Source organism: Brevundimonas mediterranea (assembly GCF_014196125.1).
GTDB lineage: Bacteria > Pseudomonadota > Alphaproteobacteria > Caulobacterales > Caulobacteraceae > Brevundimonas > Brevundimonas mediterranea.
The window spans coordinates 854,796-874,436 of record NZ_JACIDA010000001.1; the positions used below are offsets into that span (position 1 = coordinate 854,796).

24 protein-coding genes are annotated in these 19,641 nt (G+C 67.5%); 8 read left to right on the forward strand and 16 right to left on the reverse strand.

Going from position 1 to position 19,641, the window contains the following annotated elements:
- Positions 1–45 precede the first annotated feature (45 nt).
- Entirely contained in the window at positions 46–1,086 is a 1,041-nt protein-coding gene (alr, locus tag GGR11_RS04340) for an alanine racemase (protein ID WP_183195556.1), read from the forward strand.
- On the opposite strand, the gene GGR11_RS04345 is transcribed toward alr, so the two are convergent.
- Positions 1,080–1,721, reverse strand: a complete 642-nt coding sequence (locus tag GGR11_RS04345) for a Yip1 family protein (protein ID WP_183195557.1) — start codon at positions 1,719–1,721, stop codon at positions 1,080–1,082. The two genes, alr and GGR11_RS04345, sit on opposite strands and share 7 nt — an antisense overlap.
- A gap of 196 nt (positions 1,722–1,917) precedes the next feature.
- Here GGR11_RS04345 and radA point away from each other — a divergent pair, with 196 nt between their 5' ends.
- The 4 genes from radA (at position 1,918) to GGR11_RS04365 (ending at position 6,269) form a co-directional block, all read left to right on the forward strand.
- Positions 1,918–3,297 (forward strand): DNA repair protein RadA, encoded by a 1,380-nt coding sequence (gene radA, locus GGR11_RS04350; protein WP_183195558.1) that lies wholly within the window; start codon positions 1,918–1,920, stop codon positions 3,295–3,297.
- 28 nt (positions 3,298–3,325) lie between these two features.
- Entirely contained in the window at positions 3,326–3,922 is a 597-nt protein-coding gene (locus GGR11_RS04355) for a CvpA family protein (protein ID WP_183195559.1), read from the forward strand.
- A gap of 27 nt (positions 3,923–3,949) precedes the next feature.
- Positions 3,950–5,455: an amidophosphoribosyltransferase gene (gene purF, locus GGR11_RS04360; protein WP_183195560.1), complete on the forward strand. Its 1,506-nt coding sequence runs from the start codon at positions 3,950–3,952 to the stop codon at positions 5,453–5,455.
- Positions 5,456–5,516: 61 nt separating this feature from the next.
- Positions 5,517–6,269: an SDR family NAD(P)-dependent oxidoreductase gene (locus tag GGR11_RS04365; protein WP_183195561.1), complete on the forward strand. Its 753-nt coding sequence runs from the start codon at positions 5,517–5,519 to the stop codon at positions 6,267–6,269.
- On the opposite strand, the gene GGR11_RS04370 is transcribed toward GGR11_RS04365, so the two are convergent.
- Entirely contained in the window at positions 6,270–7,157 is an 888-nt protein-coding gene (locus GGR11_RS04370) for an oxidoreductase (RefSeq protein ID WP_183195562.1), read from the reverse strand.
- Between the two features lie 144 nt (positions 7,158–7,301).
- Between GGR11_RS04370 and GGR11_RS04375 the strand changes: the two genes are divergently transcribed.
- Positions 7,302–8,204: an AraC family transcriptional regulator gene (locus GGR11_RS04375; RefSeq protein ID WP_221205088.1), complete on the forward strand. Its 903-nt coding sequence runs from the start codon at positions 7,302–7,304 to the stop codon at positions 8,202–8,204.
- On the opposite strand, the gene GGR11_RS04380 is transcribed toward GGR11_RS04375, so the two are convergent.
- The 12 genes from GGR11_RS04380 to GGR11_RS04435 form a co-directional block, all read right to left on the reverse strand.
- Positions 8,201–8,827, reverse strand: coding sequence for a methyltransferase family protein (locus GGR11_RS04380; RefSeq protein WP_183195563.1), 627 nt, complete (start codon positions 8,825–8,827; stop codon positions 8,201–8,203). The two genes, GGR11_RS04375 and GGR11_RS04380, sit on opposite strands and share 4 nt — an antisense overlap.
- A 102-nt stretch (positions 8,828–8,929) precedes the next feature.
- On the reverse strand, positions 8,930–9,391 hold the full coding sequence (locus tag GGR11_RS04385) for an NUDIX hydrolase (RefSeq protein ID WP_183195564.1): 462 nt from the start codon (positions 9,389–9,391) through the stop codon (positions 8,930–8,932).
- Positions 9,392–9,408: 17 nt separating this feature from the next.
- On the reverse strand, positions 9,409–11,028 hold the full coding sequence (gene der, locus GGR11_RS04390) for a ribosome biogenesis GTPase Der (RefSeq protein WP_008259997.1): 1,620 nt from the start codon (positions 11,026–11,028) through the stop codon (positions 9,409–9,411).
- Between the two features lie 32 nt (positions 11,029–11,060).
- Positions 11,061–12,440, reverse strand: a complete 1,380-nt coding sequence (locus tag GGR11_RS04395; protein WP_183195565.1) for a PQQ-binding-like beta-propeller repeat protein — start codon at positions 12,438–12,440, stop codon at positions 11,061–11,063.
- Positions 12,441–12,463: 23 nt separating this feature from the next.
- Positions 12,464–13,210, reverse strand: coding sequence for a tetratricopeptide repeat protein (locus GGR11_RS04400; protein WP_154726146.1), 747 nt, complete (start codon positions 13,208–13,210; stop codon positions 12,464–12,466).
- A 79-nt stretch (positions 13,211–13,289) separates the two neighbouring features.
- Positions 13,290–14,126 (reverse strand): 3-methyl-2-oxobutanoate hydroxymethyltransferase, encoded by an 837-nt coding sequence (gene panB / locus GGR11_RS04405; protein ID WP_035307403.1) that lies wholly within the window; start codon positions 14,124–14,126, stop codon positions 13,290–13,292.
- Between the two features lie 59 nt (positions 14,127–14,185).
- A complete protein-coding gene (locus GGR11_RS04410) occupies positions 14,186–14,587 on the reverse strand; it encodes a hypothetical protein (protein ID WP_183195566.1) in 402 nt (133 codons plus the stop codon).
- Positions 14,577–15,134, reverse strand: a complete 558-nt coding sequence (locus tag GGR11_RS04415; protein WP_183195567.1) for an RNA polymerase sigma factor — start codon at positions 15,132–15,134, stop codon at positions 14,577–14,579. Before GGR11_RS04415 ends, GGR11_RS04410 begins: the two co-directional genes overlap by 11 nt.
- Positions 15,135–15,158: 24 nt before the next feature.
- A complete protein-coding gene (locus GGR11_RS04420) occupies positions 15,159–15,554 on the reverse strand; it encodes a DUF6249 domain-containing protein (protein WP_183195568.1) in 396 nt (131 codons plus the stop codon).
- Between the two features lie 119 nt (positions 15,555–15,673).
- The gene (locus GGR11_RS04425; RefSeq protein ID WP_183195569.1) at positions 15,674–15,970 is read right to left on the reverse strand and encodes a hypothetical protein; all 297 of its coding nucleotides are present in this window, start codon (positions 15,968–15,970) and stop codon (positions 15,674–15,676) included.
- Positions 15,960–16,487, reverse strand: coding sequence for a sigma-70 family RNA polymerase sigma factor (locus GGR11_RS04430; protein WP_183195570.1), 528 nt, complete (start codon positions 16,485–16,487; stop codon positions 15,960–15,962). Before GGR11_RS04430 ends, GGR11_RS04425 begins: the two co-directional genes overlap by 11 nt.
- A gap of 13 nt (positions 16,488–16,500) precedes the next feature.
- Positions 16,501–16,914, reverse strand: a complete 414-nt coding sequence (locus tag GGR11_RS04435) for a helix-turn-helix domain-containing protein (protein WP_183195571.1) — start codon at positions 16,912–16,914, stop codon at positions 16,501–16,503.
- A gap of 201 nt (positions 16,915–17,115) precedes the next feature.
- Here GGR11_RS04435 and GGR11_RS04440 point away from each other — a divergent pair, with 201 nt between their 5' ends.
- Positions 17,116–17,355, forward strand: coding sequence for a DUF2188 domain-containing protein (locus GGR11_RS04440; protein ID WP_183195572.1), 240 nt, complete (start codon positions 17,116–17,118; stop codon positions 17,353–17,355).
- A 12-nt stretch (positions 17,356–17,367) separates the two neighbouring features.
- Here GGR11_RS04440 and GGR11_RS04445 read toward each other — a convergent pair whose 3' ends face one another.
- Together GGR11_RS04445 and GGR11_RS04450 are read right to left on the reverse strand one after the other, a co-directional pair.
- Complete coding sequence (locus GGR11_RS04445; RefSeq protein ID WP_183195573.1) at positions 17,368–17,715, reverse strand: ArsC family reductase; 348 nt, start codon at positions 17,713–17,715, stop codon at positions 17,368–17,370.
- Positions 17,712–17,942, reverse strand: coding sequence for a hypothetical protein (locus GGR11_RS04450; protein WP_183195574.1), 231 nt, complete (start codon positions 17,940–17,942; stop codon positions 17,712–17,714). Before GGR11_RS04450 ends, GGR11_RS04445 begins: the two co-directional genes overlap by 4 nt.
- Here GGR11_RS04450 and GGR11_RS04455 point away from each other — a divergent pair.
- Positions 17,920–19,635 (forward strand): ATP-binding protein, encoded by a 1,716-nt coding sequence (locus tag GGR11_RS04455; RefSeq protein WP_183195575.1) that lies wholly within the window; start codon positions 17,920–17,922, stop codon positions 19,633–19,635. The genes GGR11_RS04450 and GGR11_RS04455 overlap by 23 nt on opposite strands.
- Positions 19,636–19,641 lie beyond the last annotated feature (6 nt).

A 19,641-nucleotide genomic window follows, 5' to 3' on the forward strand; every position in this document is an offset into this window, starting at 1 on the left:
CGTCAGGCCTTCCATCGTCGAGAAGTTGCGCCAATAAGGGCCGCCATGCCCTCCCCCGCCCTGCTGTCCGTCGATCTGAACGCCCTCGCCCGCAATTTCCACACACTGGAGGCCGTGACCGGCGTGCCGGTGCATCCGGTGGTCAAGGCCGACGCTTATGGCTTGGGGGCCGAGGCCTGTGCGAGACGTTTGATGGCGGAAGGGGCGCGGACCTTTTTCGTGGCGCGGGCGGGTGAAGGCGCGGCCCTGCGGACGGTGCTGGGCGCGGAGCCCGTCCTCTATGTGCTGGACGGCTGTCACGGCGAGGCGGCGGAGCTGTTGAAGGCGGCGGACCTGCGGCCCGTGCTGAACCAGCCGGCGCAGATGAAGGCGTGGGCCGAGGCCGGCGGCGGGGCCTGTGGCATTCAGATCGATACCGGCCTGAACCGGCTGGGCTTCCGGCCAGAGGATGCGCCGGAGGTCTTTGACGGGCTGAGCCTGGTCATGAGCCACCTGGCCTGCGGCGACGAACCGGATCAGCCGATGAACCGGCGCCAGCGCGACCGGTTCGCGGGGGTGGTTGAACGCTATCCGGGCGTGACACGGTCCTTCGCCAACTCGGGCGGCTGTTTCCTGGGGCCGGATTTCGCCTTCGACGCAGTGCGGCCGGGCGTCTGCCTGTACGGCGGTGGACCTGAGGGGCGGCCGGACGACCGCATCGCCCCGGTCGCCACGCTAACGGCGGAAGTCCTGCTGGTCCGCGATGTGCCGGCCGGCGAGAGCGTCGGCTATTCGCGCGGTTTCGTGGCCGAACGACCGATGCGGGCGGCGGTGGTGGCGGCGGGTTATGCGGACGGGGTTCTGCGGGCCTATGGGCTGCGCGGCGCGGTCTGGGTCGCGGGCGAGACCCGGCCGCTGTTGGGCCGGATCTCGATGGACGTCTGCACGGTCGATGTGACCGGTCTGGAGGTCGCGGTCGGCGACCGGGTCGAACTGTTCGGAGCCAATCGCCCCCTGGACGCGGCGGCGGAGGCGGCGGGGACGATCAGCTACGAATTGCTGACCGCCGTCACCGCCCGCGTGCCCCGTGCCTATAGCGGTCAGTAACCGCCGGTGATGGCCGCCATGCCGGCGCCGGCGACCACGAAACTGGCGCCGATCGTGCCGACGATGGCGCTGATGATGAAGCTCATGACAAGGCCCAGGATCACCGTGACGATGAAGTAGCCGATAGCCTTGTCGGCGGGGACCTTCATCAGCATCGGCAGGCCCAGGTACAGCAGATAGAAGCTGTAGAGGCCCAGGATGGCCAGGACGCCCAGCATGGGGATCAGGCCGAAGACCCCGACCAGCCAGGCGGCCGTATAGGAATAGACCGCCACCTTCATCGCCTGGACCGGGTCGCTGGTCCCGCCGAAACTGGGGGCCAGGGCGTTGATGATCAGGCCCAGCAGATAGACGGCGACCAGGGACAGCATATAGCTGACCACCGCGATCAGAAGCGCGCCGAGGATCGACATGGGCGTGCCGAACAGGGGCAGAAGCTGGCCGCCGATCAGGCTGCAGATCGGGCCGATGGCGGCCAGGATCATGGCGTAGCGGGTGAACAGGCTGCGGGTCGTGGCGAACTCGCCGTCGATGCGCGCCCATTCGGTCTTCGGCTGCAGGATGATGCCCTTGACGCGGGCGATCAGGGCCGGATCGACAGCGGGTTGCGTCGGCGGGGTGGTCGGTTCGGTCATGGACAAGCCTGTAAACAGTGTGGGCGATACGCGATATTGACGTTACGTCGCCTGGCGACGCAAGCCATCTGCGACACGATCTCAACCCGCAACTACGGCAAAGGTTGCGGTTGCGACCGGAAATGACGTGGCGATAGCGCAAAGGGCGACAGGATTGGACGGCCCCGTTCTCCGTTCGGCCTGCTAAAGGATGCCCATGGCTCGCGATTCCGCCCTCTATGTCTGTCAGTCCTGCGGCTCGGTGCATGGCAAATGGTCGGGCCAGTGTGCGTCGTGCGGACAGTGGAACACCTTGACGGAAGAGAGCCGGTCGGCCCCGCCGGGGGCGATCAAGCCGTCGGCGGCCGCCGCGGCGCGCGGGCGCGGCCTGCAGTTCGAGACGCTTCAGTCCGACACCCCCGAGCCGCCGCGTATCACCACAGGCGTGGCCGAGTTCGACCGCGTCTGCGGCGGCGGGGTGGTGCCGGGTTCGGCGATCCTGCTCAGCGGCGATCCGGGGGTGGGCAAGTCCACCCTGTTGCTGGAGGTGGCGGCCAAGGCGGCCCTGCGCGGCGCCCGTATCGCCTATATCTCGGGCGAAGAGGCGGTCGAGCAGATCCGGGCGCGGGCCAAGCGGATGGGGCTGGAACAGGCGCCGGTCAATCTGGCGGCGGCGACGGCGCTGCGCGACATCCTGGGGACCCTGAAGCGCGAACAGTTCGACATCGTCATCGTCGATTCGATCCAGACCCTCTGGTCCGATGTCCACGAAAGCGGACCCGGCTCGATCACCCAGGTCCGGGCCTGCGCCGGCGAGATGGTGCGACTGGCCAAGACCCAAGGGGTGGCGGTGGTTCTGGTCGGACATGTGACCAAGGACGGCCAGGTGGCCGGTCCGCGCGTGGTCGAACATCTGGTCGACGCCGTCATGACCTTCGAGGGCGAGCGCGGCTATCCGTTCCGCATCCTGCGCGCCGGCAAGAACCGGTTCGGCGCCACCGACGAGATCGGGGTGTTCGAAATGGGCGACAGCGGCCTGAGGGAAGTCGCCAATCCGTCGGCCCTGTTCCTGGGCGACAGCAAGGACCGGGCGCCCGGCGCGGCGGTCTTCGCCGGGATCGAGGGCTCGCGGCCGGTGCTGGTCGAGATTCAGGCCCTGGTGGCGCCCTCTGCCTATGGTACGCCGCGACGGGCGGTGGTGGGCTGGGACTCCGGGCGCCTCGCCATGCTGCTGGCGGTGCTGGAGGCCCGGTGCGGCCTCGGGTTCGGGGACAAGGACGTCTATCTGAACGTGGCCGGCGGCCTGCGGATCAATGAGCCGGCAGCGGATCTGGCGGCGGCGGCGGCCCTGATCAGCTCGGCCCTGGACATGCCCCTGCCCCAGGGCTGCGTCGTGTTCGGCGAGATCGGTCTGTCGGGCGAGGTTCGCAGCGTCGGACGGGCCGAGGCGCGGGTTCGGGAGGCCCAGAAGCTGGGCTTTGAACATGTGCTGTGCCCGCCCCTGGCCCAGAACGGCGGCAAGACCAAGGGGGTCAAGGTGACGTCTGCGACGCGATTGACGGATGTGGTCGAACGAATCTCGCAAAACCGCTATTAGACGCACGCAACAGCCGCTGGACCCCTGAGTGACCGGTTACGACGTCTTCGCCATCGTGGTGATCCTGTTCTCCGCCGCCGCCGGCTGGGTGCGCGGCGGGGTGCGTGAGATCATCACCCTGCTCAGCGCCATGCTGGCCGCGCTGGTGGCCTTGGTGACCCTGCCGTGGACGGCGATCCTGGGGCGCGCCCTGGTGAACCCGGACTGGGCGGGGACCGTACTGGCGGCGGTGGTCGCCTTCTTCATCGTCTATTTCGGCGTCCGGCTGTTCGGCTCCTTCCTGTCGAAGCGGGCGCAGGCGCATCCGCAGCTGGGAGGGATCGACCGGTTCATCGGCGTGTTCGTCGGCGCGGGCCGGGCTCTGGTGCTGCTGGGGGCCGTCCATCTGGTCATCGTCGCAGCCATGCCGGGCGAGCGGACGCCGCGCTGGCTGAGCGAAGCGGCCCTTTACAAGGTCAGCGCCGTGGGCGCCCGCGCCATCCAGATCATCCTGCCCGGGATCGGGCGGGGCGCCGATGCGATCACGCCTGTGGTGGATTCGTCCGTGCGCAAAGGGTTTTCGAACGACGAAGCCTTGCCTCGGACGCAATCCGAGACTAACTCGCCGCGCGAAGCCGCCCCTTAAGTTTCCCCCGGTCATCGGAGCCCCACGATGCGCCACCATATCGCCGATCCTGTCGTTCACCGCGAGCACCGGCGCGAGCCGGAGGACGACCAGCTGCGGCTGGAGTGCGGCGTCTGCGGCGTCTGGGGGGCGGACGAGGACGAAGGCTCGGCCATCGTCGCCCTGGGCCTTCACGCCCTGCAGCACCGCGGCCAGGAAGCCTGCGGCATCGCGAGCGTCAAGGACGAGCGGTTCCACACCGAACGCCACCAGGGCCTGGTGGGCGAGGCCTTCGGCGGCGCCGACCTGATGACCCGCATGCCCGGCCGCGCGGCCGTCGGCCACACCCGCTATTCGACCGCCGGCGGCAGCTTCCTGCGCAACATACAGCCGATGTTCGCCGATCTGGATCAGGGCGGCATCGCCATCGCCCACAACGGCAATCTGACCAACTTCAAATTCCTGCACGGCCAGCTGGTCAGCGAAGGCGCCATCTTCCAATCGACGTCGGACTCGGAAGTCATTCTTCACCTGATCGCCCGCAGCCGTAAGGCCAAGATCGTCGACCGATTCATCGACGCCCTGGCGCGGATCGAGGGCGGCTACGCCCTGGTCGCCCAGACCCGACACAAGATGATCGGCGCCCGCGACCCCTTGGGCATCCGCCCGCTGGTCCTGGGTCAGGTGGGCGAGGCCTGGGTTCTGGCCTCCGAGACCTGCGCTTTGGACATGATGGGCGCGACCTTCGTACGCGACGTCGAACACGGCGAGGTCGTGGTGATCGACGAGAACGGACTGCGTTCGCTGAAGCCCTTCCCCGCTCGCGTCGCCCGTCCCTGCCTGTTCGAATACGTCTATTTCTCGCGCCCGGATTCGGTCGTGAACGGCCACTCGGTCTATGAGGTCCGCAAGGAGATGGGCCGGGGTCTGGCCCGCGAATGGGGTGTCGAGGCCGACATCGTCGTGCCTGTGCCCGACTCGGGCGTGCCGGCGGCCCTGGGCTACGCCCAGGAAAGCGGCATCCCTTACGAAATGGGCATCATCCGCAGCCACTATCTGGGCCGCACCTTCATCCAGCCCAGCCAGGGCGCCCGTCAGAAGGGGGTGCGGATGAAGCACAGCCCCAACAAGGCGGCCCTGGAAGGCAAGCGGGTCGTGCTGATCGACGATTCCATCGTGCGCGGCACGACCTCGGTCAAACTGGTCCGCGCCGTGCGGGCGGCGGGGGCCAGGGAGGTCCACCTGCGCTCGGCCAGCCCACAGATCCTGTTCCCCGACTTCTACGGCATCGACATGCCGGAACGGGCGCAACTGCTGGCGGCCAACAAGACGCTGGAAGAGATGCGCGAACTGCTGGAGGTCGATTCGCTGGGCTTCCTGTCCATCGACGGCCTGTACCGCGCCATGGGCGAGACGGGCCGCAACAACGCCCGTCCCCAGTACACCGACCACTATTTCACCGGCGACTACCCCACCCGCCTGCTGGATCGCGAGATCGAGGAAGGCGGCCGGGAGGTTTCGGCGCGGCAGATGTCGCTGCTGGTCAGCGCCTGATCCGAGCCTAGGGCGCGCGCGAGTCTTTGCTTGAGAGTGAAGGCCGCGCTATCAGCGCCTCATGTCCGAACTCCCTCTGAACGACCGTATCGCCCTCGTTGTCGGGGCCTCGCGCGGCATTGGCTATGAGAGTGCGCTGGCCCTGGCCAAGGCGGGCGCGCACGTCGTGGCCACGGCGCGGACGCAGGGCGGGCTGGAGGAACTGGACGACGCCATATTCGCCGCGACCGGCAAGCACGCGACCCTGGTTCCGTTCGACCTGCTGGACGGCGGGGCCATTGATCGACTGGGCGGAGCGATTTTCGAACGGTTCAAGAAGTTGGACGTCTGGGTCAACGCCGCCGCCACCATGGGGCCGTCCGGCCTGACGCCGGTGGCGCATGCCGACCCGCGAGAGTTCGCCAAGGTCGAGAAGGTCAATTTCACCGGCGTCTATCGGCTGATCCGCTCGCTGGAGCCCCTGCTGCGCGCCTCGGACGCCGGACGGGCCATCCATTTCACCACCAGCGTGGCGACGACGCCCCGCGCCTTCTGGGGCATGTACGCCGCGACCAAGGCCGGGGCCGAGGCCCTGGTCAAGGCCTGGGCGGATGAGGTGGAGAGCACCCCGATCCGCGTCAGCATCGTCGATCCCGGCCGGATGCGCACCGCCCTGCGCGCCCAGGCCTTCCCCGGCGAGGACCCGCAGACCCTGCCCCACCCGTCCGAGATCGGCCCGTTGGTGGTCGAACTGGCGCGGGGCGACCTGACGCCGCCGCTGGCGGTGCGATTCCGCGACTGGCGGGAGGCGCCGACAACGGAGGCGCTGGTCTGATCAGTTCCAGGCGGTGTCCAGCTCCGGTTCCTCGCGGAAGGCGAAGCTTCCGTCCGTCGAGGCCGACAGGTCGCGCCAGGCGTTCAGCTCGCTGAGAAGGCCGGCGGCCTTGCCCTCCACCACGGCGACAGCGTCCGTGCCCGCCGACCAGCGGAGGGGCGGGTTTTCCGCATTCGCCAGGGTCACCAGGGCCTGGCCCAGTTTCGCCGGATCGCCGGCCTGGTTCTGGTTGCGCCCCTCATAGAAGGCGCGAAGGGCGGCCGAGGCCTCGGCGTAGTCGGCGATGGCACTGTCGGCGAAGCGGACCGAGGTCGAATCGAGGAAGTCGGTGCGGAAGAAGCCCGGCTCGACGATGGTCATGCGGACGCCGAATGGCTTGACCTCGGCGGCGACCGACTCGGTGAAGCCTTCGACGGCGAACTTGGACGCGCAATAGATCGAGCCGCTCTCGCCGCCCAACAGGCCGCCGATCGACGAGATATTGAAGACATGGCCCGACCGCTGGGCCCGCATGACCGGCAGGACGGCGCGGGTCATGTCGAACAGGCCGAAGACATTGGTGTCGAACTGGGTCCGCGCGTCCTGGGGCCGGGTCTCCTCGAACAGGCCGAGGTGGCCGTAGCCGGCATTGTTGACCAGGACGTCGATGCGGCCGAAGCGGGCAACCGTCGCCTCGACGGCGGCGGCGATCGCGGCGGGGTCGGTGACGTCGAGCGCCACGGACAGGACCGTGTCGCTGTCGGGACCGAAGGCCTCGACCAGGGTGCTTCGGTTGCGGCCGGCGGCGACGACGCGGTCGCCGGCGTCCAGGGCGGCGCAGGCGATGGCGGCGCCCAGGCCGCGGGCGGCGCCGGTGACGAACCAGGTCTTCCGGGATGGGGTGGTCATGAGATGTCTCCTTTGTCTGACGGGACGGAGAAGACGCGCTTTCGCCTTCCAGGCGTTAGGGCGATCCAGGCGAAGTCTTGCACGATCCTGTCAAAGCTCACGCCGCCGCTTGCGCGGGCGCGACGACAGGCGTTGGATACGGACATGAGCCTCTTGCCCGAAATGAGCGACATCGTCGCGCGCTATGCGCCGCCCGACCTGTCGCGCTCGGCCGTGCCGGGCCTGCGCCTGTATGGCAGCGACGCGCCGACGCGGATGGTGTCGGTCGGCTATGAACCCATGCTGTGCCTGGTGGTGTCCGGCGGCAAACAGACGATCCTGGGCGAGACCGTCTATTCCTATCGGGCCGGCGACTGCCTAGTGGTGTCGGCGGAACTGCCGGTCTGCGGCAGCATCATCGAAGCGCCGTACCGCGCCCTGAGCTTCGACCTGAACCCGGCGACGATCGCCGGCCTGATGGTGGAGATCGGCGCCCCCGCCGCCTCGGACCAGCCGCCGCCGTCGGGCATCCATGTCACGCGGCTGGAAGACGAGTTGCTGGACCCGATGGCGCGCCTGTTGCGTCTGCTGGACCGGCCGCACGAGATCGCCGTGATAACGCCGATGATCGAGCGGGAACTGGTCTGGCGGCTGCTTCACAGTCGGCACGCCGCCACGGTGCGCCAGATCGGCTCGGCCGAAAGCCGCCTGTCAGGCGTCAGCCGCGCCATCAACTGGATCCGCGCCCACTACGCCGAGCCGATGCGGCTGGAGGCCCTGTCGGACCTGGCCGGGATGAGCCTGTCGACCTTCCACCGGCATTTCCGGACGGTGACGACCATGAGCCCGTTGCAGTTCCAAAAGCAGGTGCGGCTGCAACAAGCCCGCGCCCGCCTGCTGAGCGGCGCCGACGGGGCGGCGGAGACGGGTTTCGCGGTCGGCTACGACAGCCCGTCCCAGTTCAGCCGCGAATACGCCCGCCAGTTCGGCCTGCCGCCGGGCCGGGACGCGGCGCGGATGCGCGAGACCCTGGCGGTCGAGGGGTTGGCCGGGGTTCGAGCCGCCTAGGGCAGGTGCGCCAGCACCTTCAGCCAGCCTTCGGCCTGGGCCAGATCAATGGCTTCGAACAGCGGGATGGCCAGAAGGAAGACCAGACCGTCGCGGATGGTGGTCAGGAAGAAGGACGGGCGGATCGACAGTTCGGCCTCATCGCGCCACAGGGCGAAATTGGGCAGGAAGCGCGGCGTGCGGGCCTTGTAGGCGGCGTAGGCGGCCCCGAAGGTCGCGCCCAGCCAGGCTTCTTCGCGGCGAACGGTCAGATAGAAGACCGCCAGGGACGCGAGGGTGAACAGAGCCGCCAGGGTCAGGCTGCCGCTCTGGGCGCCGATGCCGAAGGCGCCGAAAAAGCTGAAGATGTAGAGCGGATTGCGGCTGATCGAATACGGGCCGCGCGACACGATCTCGGCCTTCTTGCGCCCGCCGATATAGAGCGAACACCAGGCGCGACCGACGATGGCGAAGACGATGGCGGCCAGACCCACAGCCTCCACCCCTTCGTGCATGGGGCTGTCCAGGCCGAAAGCGGACTGCGACACCATGGTCAGGCCGACCAGGGCCAGCAGGGCGATCAGGACGGCGCCCTTGCGCACCTTCTGAACCGCTTGAAGATCGAAAATCGGGGTGGTTGTCATAAATCGCTCCAGTAGAGCGAAAATCCAAGCGCCGGTTTTTAGGCCGTGGCAAGAAGTTTAAATGCAAGCGAAAATCGCTCGCGAATGCTGTGGACGGATGGTTTAGAGCGTCGATAGAATTTCGGGCAGATCGTCCGGCCAGATCGTATCTTCCGACGCCGCAATTTGGGCCGCCGTCCACCAGCGATGCTCGATCAGGACGCGACGTTCTTCCTCGGTCCAGCCGGTCGGCGAGGGCTCGAAGGTTTCGGTGCGGAGCAGAAAGAAGCGCTGGTCCACGTGGGACAGGCGGCCGTCGGGCAGGTGGAAATCCACGACGCGACAAGCGACTTCCGGCCCAGGATCGGCGACAACAAGACCGGTTTCCTCGAACAGTTCGCGACGCGCGGCGTCGGCATGGGACTCGCCCGATTCGCAACCGCCGCCGGGCGTGGCCCAGAAGGCCGTGCCGGCGATCGGCCCGTCGGCGTAGAGGAACCGGAACAGCAGCACCCGCCCCTGCCCGTCCAGAATCAGCCAGCGCGAGGTCGGCCGGTCGGGAAGGACGGGCGCGACCTCGGTCATGCCTCAGGCCTTGGCCGTCACTTCTTTGCGCCGCCCTTCTGGCCGGTGCGGATGCGGCCCGAACGCGAGACCTGACGAGCGCCGCCACGGGCGCCCTTCTGGACCGCCACCGACGATCCGGCCTTCTTGGACGCGCTGGACTTCAGCCCTCCCAACACCTTGGGCTGGGCCTTGCGGGTCTTCTTCTGCTCCAGCGCCTTGCCGGGCAGTTTGGACAGGGCCTCTTCCTTCTCGGCCTTCTTGATCCGGCGCGGCGCGGTCTTGGCGTCGCCCTTGTAGCGTTCCGGCCCCGACTTGGCGCCGCCCTCGGCATAGGGGTTCACGCCGCTGGACTTGACGTTCAAACGGATCGGCGTGCCCGGCAGGTCGAAGCTCTCGCGGATCGAGTTGACCAGATAACGTTTGTAATGCTCCGGCATCGACTCGGCGCGGTTCGCCATCAGCACGAAGGTGGGCGGACGGGCCTTGGTCTGGGCGATGTATTTCGGCTTGATGCGCTTGCCGTCCACGGCGGGAGGCGGGTGCCGCTGGGTGGCCATGGACAGCCAGGTGTTCAGGTCCTTGGTCTTCACCTTGACCGACCAGGTGTCATAGGCCTGGAGCACGGCCGGCATCAGGCGTTCGACGCCGCGCCCGCTGTGCGAAGACAGGGCCACGAAGGGCGAACCCTTCAGCTGGGGCAGCTTGTCCTCGGCCATGCCCTTCAGCTTGGCCATACGGGCCTGGGGCTCGTCTTCCAGGTCCCATTTGGACGCGACATAGACCAGCGCTCGGCCTTCGCGCTCGACCAGATCGGCCAGCTGCAGGTCCTGGGTGTCGAAGGCGTCGTCCTTGTCCATCATCAGGATGACGACTTCGGCGAAGGTGATGGCGCGGATGGTGTCGGCGACCGACAGCTTCTCCAGCTTCTCCTGGACGCGGGCCTTGCGCCGCATCCCGGCCGTATCGACCAGGCGGATGTTCTTGCCTTCGAACGTCCAGTCGACCGAGATGGAGTCGCGGGTGATGCCCGCTTCAGGCCCGGTCAGCAGGCGGTCGTCGCCGATCAGGCGGTTGATCAGGGTGGACTTGCCGGCGTTTGGACGACCGATCACGGCGATACGGATCGGCTTGTCCGGCTCGTCGATCTCTTCGATGAAGATGTCTTCGGACGCCGTGCGGATGGCCTTGTACAGGTCGGCCATGCCCTCGCCGTGCTCGGCCGAGATGGCGACGGGTTCGCCGAAGCCCAGGGCGTGCGCCTCGCCGACGCCGCCGCCGCTCTCGCGGCTTTCGGACTTGTTGGCCAGCAGGATGATCGGCTTGTGCACCTTGCGCAGACGCTCGGCGAAGATTCGGTCCAGCGAGGTGACGCCTTCGCGGGCGTCCATCATGAACATGACCAGTTCGGCGTCTTCCAGCGCGGCCTCGGTCTGCTCGCGCATCCGGGCTTCCAGGCTGTCGTCGGTGACGTCCTCGTAGCCCGCCGTGTCGATCAGCGTCAGATCCATGTCGCCGATATTGCCGTCGGCGTAGCGCCGGTCACGGGTCACGCCGGGGCGATCATCGACAAGCGCGAGGCGCTTGCCGACGAGGCGGTTGAACAGTGTCGATTTGCCCACGTTGGGGCGGCCGACAATCGCGACCTTCAGAGCCATTTCGGCTTTCTAGCTTAATTCGGGCTGAAGAGTCAGCGAATGCAGATCAGCTGGCCGTTGTCGGTCAGCACGTACAGGGCGCCGTTGTAAGCGGCGGGGGCGATATAGGCGGGGGCGCCCAGTTTCAGCGTCGTCTGGGCGACGCCCGTCTTGGGATCAAAGGCCACGGCCTCGCCGTAGGAGTTGACCATCACCAGGCGGTTGGAAGCCAGCAACGGACCCGACCATTGGGGATAGATGGTCCGACGGCCGAAGTTGAGGAACCCGCCGACCTTGCGCTTGCGCCCCTCGTTCAGTTCGCGGGTCCAGTAGATCTGGCCCGTGTCGCGATTGGCGGTGATCAGCTCGCCCGAGGTGGAGACGATGAAGACCACGTCGCCGACCGGCAGGGGGGCGTTCACGCCGGTGACCGGCAGCTGCCACTTGGGCTGACCCGAGCGCAGGTCCAGGGCCGAAAGAACGCCCGAATGGCTGACGCCATAGACCATGCCCCGGCTGATGACGGGGCGGCCGGCGACGTCGCGGACTTCCGACAGGGCGCTGGTGCGGCTGGTGCGCGACAGGGTCTGTTCCCACAACGGCTGGCCGTTCAGGGCGCTGAGCGCGACCAACTGGCCCGACGAGAACGGCGCGATGACGGTGTTGCCGGTCACGGCCGGGCTGGAGGCGCGCATGACGCGCGCCGGCTCGGCGATGCCGCGATAGGTCCAGTCCTGGGCGCCGGTGTTGACGTCGAAGGCGAACAGCTGGCTGTCCACATCGACGACGAAGACGTGGGCGCCGACGACCGTCGGGGCGCCGTGGATCGGGGAATCGACCTGCTGGGTCCAGACCACGCCGCCGGTCGCGGCGTCCAGGGCCGTCACCGAGCGATAGCCGGACGAGACGAAGACCTTGCCGCCGGCGAAGGCGACGCCGCCGCCGAAGCCGCCGCTGCGGTCACGCTCGGCGTCCTTGACGTTGACCTTCCACAGGATATCGCCGGTGTCGGCCGAGACGGCCGAGACGGTCGATTCGCCGTCCAGCACGAAGATCTTGCCGTCGGCGGCGACGATGGGCGCCATGACATTGCCGACGCGGGCCGAGCCCTCGCCCACGCTGCGCTTCCAGGCGATCTGGAAATTGGGGGCCGCGATGACGTGTTCAACCAGATTTTCCGAGGTCCCGCCCGGCTGGGTCCAGGCCGTGGCGGCCTGGGGTCCCGGCAGGAAGTAGTCGCGGCCGGACAGGGCGGCCGACGGCGCCAGCTGCTGTTCGAACTCGAGCACCGAGATGCGTTCGCCGGCCGAGGCGGTCGCCTTGGCGTCGTCCTTCTTGCCCAGGCCGAACGGCAGGTTACGGCTGACCGTGCCGCATGAGGCCATGGTGGCGGCGACGCCGCAGATCAGCGCGACTTTCAGAACTCGGTTCATCTTGGGCGTCCTGTAGGGGGTCGTCACTGTTGGGCCGGGGCGATGGGAGTGGGCGCATTGGCGGCGCCGGCGGCGGGAGGAGCCGCGTTCTTGGCCGCATCGGCGATGCTCTTGAGCGCCCCCGCCGTGCCGGCGTCGATCGTGGCGACAGCAATGTTGGCGCGCTGACGAACATCATCAGGCACGTCCTGTCCCAGTTGCAGCAGGACGAAGGCCTCGCGGGCTTCCTTGGTCTTGCCGTGCTGCAGGCGGGCCAGGGCCAGGGCTTCCTGGGCGAAGGCGTGCAGCGGGCGCTTGTCTTCGGCCAGGGGCGTCAGGCGAGCCTCGATATCGGCCAGGGGCGCGGTATCCATGATCAGCAGGGCCGCCTTGAACGCCGCCGGGTCCGACAGGATCGGATCGCTGGAGGTCTTGGCGGCCTGGTCGAACAGCCGGACGGCGTCGGGAATCTTGTCGGCGGTCACGGCCAGGCCGGCCTGCTGCTGCAGGGCCAGGACCTTGTAGGCGTCATTGCCTTCCTTGACCGTCTCCTCGAAGGCGAGACGGGCCTCGGCCGGCTTTTCGGCGCGCAGGGCCTCCATGCCGCGATCATAGGCCTCGGCGCCCTTGGCGGCCTTGCTCGAATTCAGGCTGTCCCAGCCCCACCAGCCCAGGGCGGCGACCAGGGCGACCACCAGAATGACGCCCACGACGGGCAGCCATGTGCGGGCCAGGCGCTTGTACCGGTCGGAGCGAAGCTCCTCCTCGACCTGCTCGAAGACATCAACCACTGAAACGTCGCCCCAAAATCGCTAAAAGCAAACCGGCGCGGACCCTAGAGGTTCGCCCTTGCCGCCGCAACGTAGCCCGTTACTGCGAAGCCGGCTTTTTCGAGAAGTAGGTCTCGACTTCGGCAGGAAAACGGCGGGTTTTCACATCATTGGCGAAAGCGGCCGCCGCGCGGTCGATCTCGGTGCGCAGATCCGCGTATTTGCGCACGAATTTCGGGGTCCAGTCGAACAGGCCCAGCATGTCATTGACCACCAGAACCTGGCCGTCGCAGGCGGCCGAGGCGCCGATGCCGATGGTGGGGACGTCGATGCTCTCGGTGATCTCGCGCGCCAGCGATTCGGCCACGCCCTCGATGACGATACAGAAGGCGCCGGCCTCGGCCGTGGCCCTGGCTTCCGCCATGACACGGTCCCGCTCGAAATCGGTGCGCCCCTTGGCCTTGAAACCGCCCTCGGCCAGAATCGCCTGGGGCCGCAGCCCGACATGACCCATGACCGGGATGCCGCGCTTGACCAGGAAGGCGACGATCTCGGCTAGTTCGACGCTGGTCTCCAGCTTGACCGCCTGGGCGCCGGTTTCCTTCATGACGCGCACGCAGTTGTCATAGGCGGCTTCCTTGCCGCCCTCATACGAGCCGAAGGGCATGTCGACGACGACCAGGGCCCGACGCGACCCGCGCACCACCGCCTGGCCGTGCAGGATCATCATCTCCAGCGTCACGCCCACGGTGTTCGGAAGGCCATGCACCGCCATGCCCAGGCTGTCGCCCACCAGCAGCACGTCGCAGTGCGGATCCAGCAGACCCGCCATAGGCGCGTCATAGGCGGTGAGGCAGACGATGGGCTCGCCGCCCTTGCGGCCCGCGATATCGGGCACGGAGACGCGTTTGATCGTCTCCTGGGTGTGAACGGACATCGAGGGGCCTCCTGACTTCAAGTCGGGTCAGATAAGCCCCGCGATCCCGCAAGTCACCCTCACACGTCCTGCGACAGCTTCACCAGACCCGCCGCCAGCACGGCGACGAGGGCTCCAGCCACGATCCAGAAGGCCATCATGCCCGACCCGTCCATCAGATCGAACGACCCGACGCCCAAGCCCTCCAGCCCAGATTGGGCCGCGCCCTGAGCCGTCGCCGCCGCCGTCCGCACGCCCTGCGTCAGAGTCGTCTCTCCGTCCGCGGAGAAGTTGAAATTCACCCCCTCGCGCACCGCCAGAACGCCGCCGACCAGGCCGGCCCCCGTCAGGGCCAGGGTGCGCCAGCGCGACCGTTTCTCCATGCTGGCCTGGACGGTCGCCAGGAACAGGGCCTCGTCGGCCAGTCGAGGCGTCTGTGCGAACAGCCGCTCGATCATCGGATCGAATTCATCAGCCGACATAGGTCGACCTCCCGCCTGATGCCTGCGCCGGCTGAAGCCGGGCGCGGAGTTTATCCAGACCACGTTTGACATGTGACTTCACCGTGCCGAGCGGCAAATTCATGGCCGCCGCGATTTCGGGGTGGGACATCCCCGCGCCGTGGCACAGGGAGACGCAGACCCGTTCGGTTTCGTTGAGCGTCTTCATCGCCTCGTCCAGGTCCATGAAGCCGGCGTGATCGACCACGACATCAGCCTGGTCAGTCTCGACCTCGGCGACATAGCGGGCCTCGCGCGCGACGCGCTTCAGATACAGGCGGGCGGCGATCTTCTTGATCCAGCCGGCGAAGGTCCCCTGCCCCCGGAACTCCGAGCAGCGCTGGAACCCCAGCAGGAAGGCGTCCTGGGCCACGTCGTCGGCCAGGGACGGCGCCGCGCCCATGCGGCGGAGCAGGCCCCGGACCGCCGACCCGTGCCGACGGACCAGTTCGCCATACTCCCGCCGTCCGCCGGCCGCCGCTTGGGCGGCCAGTTCGACGTCGTGGAGATCCCGCAGAGATTTGCTCATGACAGCCCCCTTTGCTGTCCTCCGTCAGTCCGCGCCCTTGTTGAAGAAGCTCAACACGATGAAGGCCAGGCCGATCGTGACGGGGATGCAGGCGATGCCCAGCAGACCGTTGTCGATATTGTTGTTCCAGCCGCCGCTCCATTCCGTGACGACGGAGAAGGCGGCGATGCCGATGCCGGTCGCCAGCCAGATGATGCCGCGTCGGACATCCTTGGTGCGCGACGGCAGCCTTTTCTGCACATCCTTCGTCATGACGTCGATCAGTTCCGGCGGCAGTTGCTGGCCCTTATCGACGGCGTGACGCACAGTCTCCTGCATGTCGCGCTTTTCGCGATACTTCAGAAAGGTGGGGCCGAAGACGATGGCCGTGATCGTGCCGAAGACGGCGAAGATGGCGAAGAGCGGAATGAAGTCTTCCATGACGAGTGTCCCTTGAACCGTTGCAGCAGCCTGATGCGGCGGCCTTCTGATCACAAGAGGCTGTGGGATGCGCGTACAGATGCGCGGCCGGACGTGAAATCTTCGTAAGGTGGCCGGACTCAGCCGCGTAGGACCTGTCTGACCACCGCCAATGCCGAACCTAGCGCCAGGACCGCGGCGGCCAACACCGCCCCCTCCGGTTCGGGCATGACCGCGCCTTCGACCAGCCCCGACCAGACAGGCCGCAGTCCCCAGAGCAGGGCCCCTCCAGCCACGGCAAGCGGCGCCGCAGCCCCCACGGCGGCGACAGCGCGACGGCGAGCGATCCGTTTTGCGATCATGGCTTCAAAAGCAGGATCCCTCCGGGGCGCGGCGTCCAGGGCGAACAGGGCTTCGAGGTCTTTTTCAGGCGTCATCACCACCTCCGAGCATCGAGAGCAAACGGGCGCGCCCCCGCGATACATGCGACTTCACCGTGCCGATCGGCAAGTCCAAAGCCTGGGCGGCTTCGGCATGCGACCAACCATCCGCAACACACAGTGCGACGCAGGCTCTGACAGGCGGCGGCAACCTGCCCATCGCCTGGGCCAAGGCGATGCGATCCTCCGCCGAACCGCCGCACGACGCGTCCCGACTCTGAGACCAGGCCCCGTCACGCACTGCACGCCGGAAGGCGGCGCGGGTTCCATCCTGCGCTCTGCGCCAGGCGATGCCCAGCAGCCAGGCGCGAAGACCGGCCGGATCCTCAAGTCGCCCGATCTCACGCCAGGCGACGATGAAGACGTCCTGCGCCACGTCGTCCGCTTCGATCCAGCCGCCGGCCAGCATCCGCCGCAGAAAATTTCGAACCGCGCCTTGATGGCGTTCGACGATCCGTGAAAAGGCGGCGTCTGACCCGCTGCTGGCGGCATGTACTAGGTCGGCGTCGGTCACGACCTTCGCTCAATCAGTCGGGCTTCCCGCGCATCTGCAAGACTATCGCACAGACCAGCGACCAGACGCATACCGCCCCCATGACAAGGGCCACGATCGAGAAGGCGCCGCTCCCTCCGTCCATCTGTCCGCCCCATCCCGCCCAGACGAAGCCGGCGCAGAGAAAGCCGAACAGGCCGACCAGCGACCAGTAGTGGGCGGCCGTGCCCTGTTTCACGCTCTGCCGCCCGGACGGCGCACCGGTCGAGGCTGCGGCCAGGGCGTCCATGATCTCTCGCGGCGGCTCCTGCCCCTTTTCCGCGTAAGCTCGGATCACATCCAGCACCCCCTTCTGACGACGATAGTTCAGCCATTGGGTCCACCCGACAAAACCGAATGCCGACATCGGGAACAGCACCCACCAGAATTCACCGATCAGATCAGCCATCGTCTCAATCTCCCGCGAAACGCCCATCGCTTCACGCTTTCAAGGGGTAGTCGTCGCCGACCCGGCCATTGGATGCGGCGTCGTCGACTATTTGTCGAACGACAGGATCGGGGCTCGACGAGAAGGCGGCGGCGCAACTGATGTTCCTGCGGCGCGCGGTTCGGGCTAACGTCATGGCCTGACCCCCTGAAGGAGATTCCCATGGCCCATGTCACCTATCGCATCGTCGAGCACGACGGCGGATGGGCCTACCAGTCCGGGGGAACCTATTCCGAGACCTTCGCCACCCACGAGGCCGCCAAGGCCGCCGCGGTTCGGGCCGCGCGCGAACAGAAGGTGCCGGACGAGAACGCCGCCATAGAATACGAAACCGCCGACGGCCGCTGGGTCACGGAAAGCGCCGACGGACACGACCGCCCGGCGACCGACGTCGAAGACTGACGGCCCCCGCCCCTATTCGAAGACGGCGGCGTAGGCTTCAGGCTTGAAGCCGACCAAGCGCCGGTCCCCCAGATCCAGGACCGGCCGCTTGATCATCGAGGGCTGGGCCGTCATCAGGGCGACGGCCTTGTCGCGGTCGATATCCGCCCGGTCGGCCTCGGGCAGTTTCCTGAAGGTCGTGCCGGAGCGGTTCAGCACCGTCTCCCAGCCGTGTTCGTCGATCCACTGGCCCAGCTGGATCGGGTCGGCGCCCGCCTTCTTGTAGTCATGGAAGACATGGTCGACGCCGTGCTGGTCCAGCCAGACGCGGGCCTTCTTGACGGTGTCGCAGTTGGGAATGCCGTAGAGGACGACGGTCATGGGCGGTCCTTTTCCATGGGGCGGTCGCTGTGCCTGTAGATAGTCCTCCTGACAAGCCTGGAAACCCGCTGTTCATGAGCGGAGACCCAATAGTCATGCCCCGCCAGATACGGTTTTCGCATGTCGATCCACGCCGCCTCAAAACGCGTTCTAGCCTTGATGAGGACCAAGGCGGCATTGTCCGCAGTCTCCATGATGGCGACGATGACGGCGATGATGGCCGTCATGATCTTCGTGGTGTTCGACAATCTGTCCACGATCGACGCGGCGGACCGCGCGGTTCAGCACACTCGGGTCGTCGAAACTGCGGCGGCCGATCTTCTGGCGGCCAGCCTGAACCAGGAAACCGGCGTCAGGGGGTACGGCGAGAGCAGCGGCGAACCGGCTGCGCTCGAACCCTATTTTGCAGGCCAGGCGAAGTTCGCAGAAGAACTGGAGACACTCTACCGGCTGTCGAGCGACAATCCGCAGCAGACCGCCCGACTGGACGCCCTGCGTGAGGGGCTGGACCGCTGGCGTTCCGTCTATGCAAATCCTCAATTGGCCCGTCCCCAAAGCCAGATCGCCGACCCCGCCCTGGCGGATCAAGGTCGAGCCGCGATGGACGAGGTGCGCCGATTGCTGGACGATCTTCGCGCGCAGGAGGCCTTGGCGACCCAGGAACGCGAGGAGGCGCGTGATCGCGCCTATACGACCGCACGGATCGTCGTCGGCGGTGTCGGCCTGGCGGCGCTGGGGTTCGGGGCGAGCCTGGGTCTTTGGGCCGTCCGCGCCTCGACGCGACGCGAACGCGAAGCCGTGGCCTTCGCCAAAGCCAAGACGCGAACCCTCGCCGTGGTCAGCCACGAGATCCGCACGCCGCTGAACGGCATGCTGGGCATGTTGCAGGCCATGGCGGCCGAGCCGATGGCGCCGACCCAGAAGGAACGGCTCGAGGTCGCGCTTGAATCGGGAGAAACCCTGACGGCCCTGCTCAATGATCTGCTGGACGCGTCAAAGATCGAGGCAGGACGCCTGGAGTTGCTGGAGGCCGACTTCGACCTGATGCGTCTGCTCGCGCGCATGGAGACCGCCTTCGGCGAGACGGCGCGAAAGAAGGGGGCGCCGCTGCGGATCGACATCGCGCCCGAAGCGGCCGGCGACTGGATCGGGGACAAGGTGCGGATCGGCCAGATCCTGGCCAATCTGATCTCGAACGCCGTGAAGTTCACCGATCAGGGCGAAGTGGCCTTGTCCGTCGACGTCCCGAGCGCAGGCGGGCTTCGGATCGCCGTGCGTGACAGCGGCATGGGCATGGATGAAGCCACCCTGGACCGCCTGTTCTCACCCTATACGCAGGCCAGCGCCGAAACCGCGCACACGCACGGCGGCACCGGCCTGGGCCTCGCGATCTCGCGCTCGCTGGCGCGGATGATGGGGGGCGACATCACCGTGACCAGCGCGGTCGGTCAAGGCTCCTGCTTCACCCTGGAGCTTCCGCTGCAACGCGGGCGTTCGGCCACGACCGAGCCCGAGAGCGCAAGAAGCCTGGCCGACCTGCACGTCCTGGCGGCCGACGACAACGCCGTGAATCGCCAGGTTCTGTCCGCCATCCTGCCCAGTCTGGGCGTCGAGCTGACGGTGGTCGAGAACGGCGACCAGGCCGTGGCCGCCTGGCGGGAGGGCGCCTATGATCTGGTGCTGCTGGATCTGCGCATGCCGCTCTGCGACGGCTTCGAGGCCGCCCGCAGGATTCGCGCCGAAGAGACGCCCGGCCGGCGCACGCCCCTGATCCTGTTGTCCGGCGACGTCTCCGCGTCGGTGCGGGAACAAGGCCGCGAGGCCGGACTGGACGGCTTCGTCGCCAAGCCGCTGGACATCCATACGCTGATCGAGGCGATGAGCGCCGCCCTTCCCCCTGCCCGTCCTCTGGCCGCCTGACACACG

Bases quoted from the DNA above. Each gene is read 5' to 3' on its own strand.
- alr (WP_183195556.1), top strand. From the start codon at position 46: ATGCCCTCCCCCGCCCTGCTGTCCGTCGATCTGAACGCCCTCGCCCGC.
- GGR11_RS04345 (WP_183195557.1), bottom strand. From the start codon at position 1,721: ATGACCGAACCGACCACCCCGCCGACGCAACCCGCTGTCGATCCGGCC.
- radA (WP_183195558.1), top strand. From the start codon at position 1,918: ATGGCTCGCGATTCCGCCCTCTATGTCTGTCAGTCCTGCGGCTCGGTG.
- purF (WP_183195560.1), top strand. From the start codon at position 3,950: ATGCGCCACCATATCGCCGATCCTGTCGTTCACCGCGAGCACCGGCGC.
- GGR11_RS04365 (WP_183195561.1), top strand. From the start codon at position 5,517: ATGTCCGAACTCCCTCTGAACGACCGTATCGCCCTCGTTGTCGGGGCC.
- GGR11_RS04370 (WP_183195562.1), bottom strand. From the start codon at position 7,157: ATGACCACCCCATCCCGGAAGACCTGGTTCGTCACCGGCGCCGCCCGC.
- GGR11_RS04375 (WP_221205088.1), top strand. From the start codon at position 7,302: ATGAGCCTCTTGCCCGAAATGAGCGACATCGTCGCGCGCTATGCGCCG.
- GGR11_RS04380 (WP_183195563.1), bottom strand. From the start codon at position 8,827: ATGACAACCACCCCGATTTTCGATCTTCAAGCGGTTCAGAAGGTGCGC.
- GGR11_RS04385 (WP_183195564.1), bottom strand. From the start codon at position 9,391: ATGACCGAGGTCGCGCCCGTCCTTCCCGACCGGCCGACCTCGCGCTGG.
- der (WP_008259997.1), bottom strand. From the start codon at position 11,028: ATGGCTCTGAAGGTCGCGATTGTCGGCCGCCCCAACGTGGGCAAATCG.
- GGR11_RS04395 (WP_183195565.1), bottom strand. From the start codon at position 12,440: ATGAACCGAGTTCTGAAAGTCGCGCTGATCTGCGGCGTCGCCGCCACC.
- panB (WP_035307403.1), bottom strand. From the start codon at position 14,126: ATGTCCGTTCACACCCAGGAGACGATCAAACGCGTCTCCGTGCCCGAT.
- GGR11_RS04410 (WP_183195566.1), bottom strand. From the start codon at position 14,587: ATGTCGGCTGATGAATTCGATCCGATGATCGAGCGGCTGTTCGCACAG.
- GGR11_RS04415 (WP_183195567.1), bottom strand. From the start codon at position 15,134: ATGAGCAAATCTCTGCGGGATCTCCACGACGTCGAACTGGCCGCCCAA.
- GGR11_RS04420 (WP_183195568.1), bottom strand. From the start codon at position 15,554: ATGGAAGACTTCATTCCGCTCTTCGCCATCTTCGCCGTCTTCGGCACG.
- GGR11_RS04425 (WP_183195569.1), bottom strand. From the start codon at position 15,970: ATGACGCCTGAAAAAGACCTCGAAGCCCTGTTCGCCCTGGACGCCGCG.
- GGR11_RS04435 (WP_183195571.1), bottom strand. From the start codon at position 16,914: ATGGCTGATCTGATCGGTGAATTCTGGTGGGTGCTGTTCCCGATGTCG.
- GGR11_RS04440 (WP_183195572.1), top strand. From the start codon at position 17,116: ATGGCCCATGTCACCTATCGCATCGTCGAGCACGACGGCGGATGGGCC.
- GGR11_RS04445 (WP_183195573.1), bottom strand. From the start codon at position 17,715: ATGACCGTCGTCCTCTACGGCATTCCCAACTGCGACACCGTCAAGAAG.
- GGR11_RS04455 (WP_183195575.1), top strand. From the start codon at position 17,920: ATGACGGCGATGATGGCCGTCATGATCTTCGTGGTGTTCGACAATCTG.
- GGR11_RS04450 (WP_183195574.1), bottom strand. From the start codon at position 17,942: ATGACGGCCATCATCGCCGTCATCGTCGCCATCATGGAGACTGCGGAC.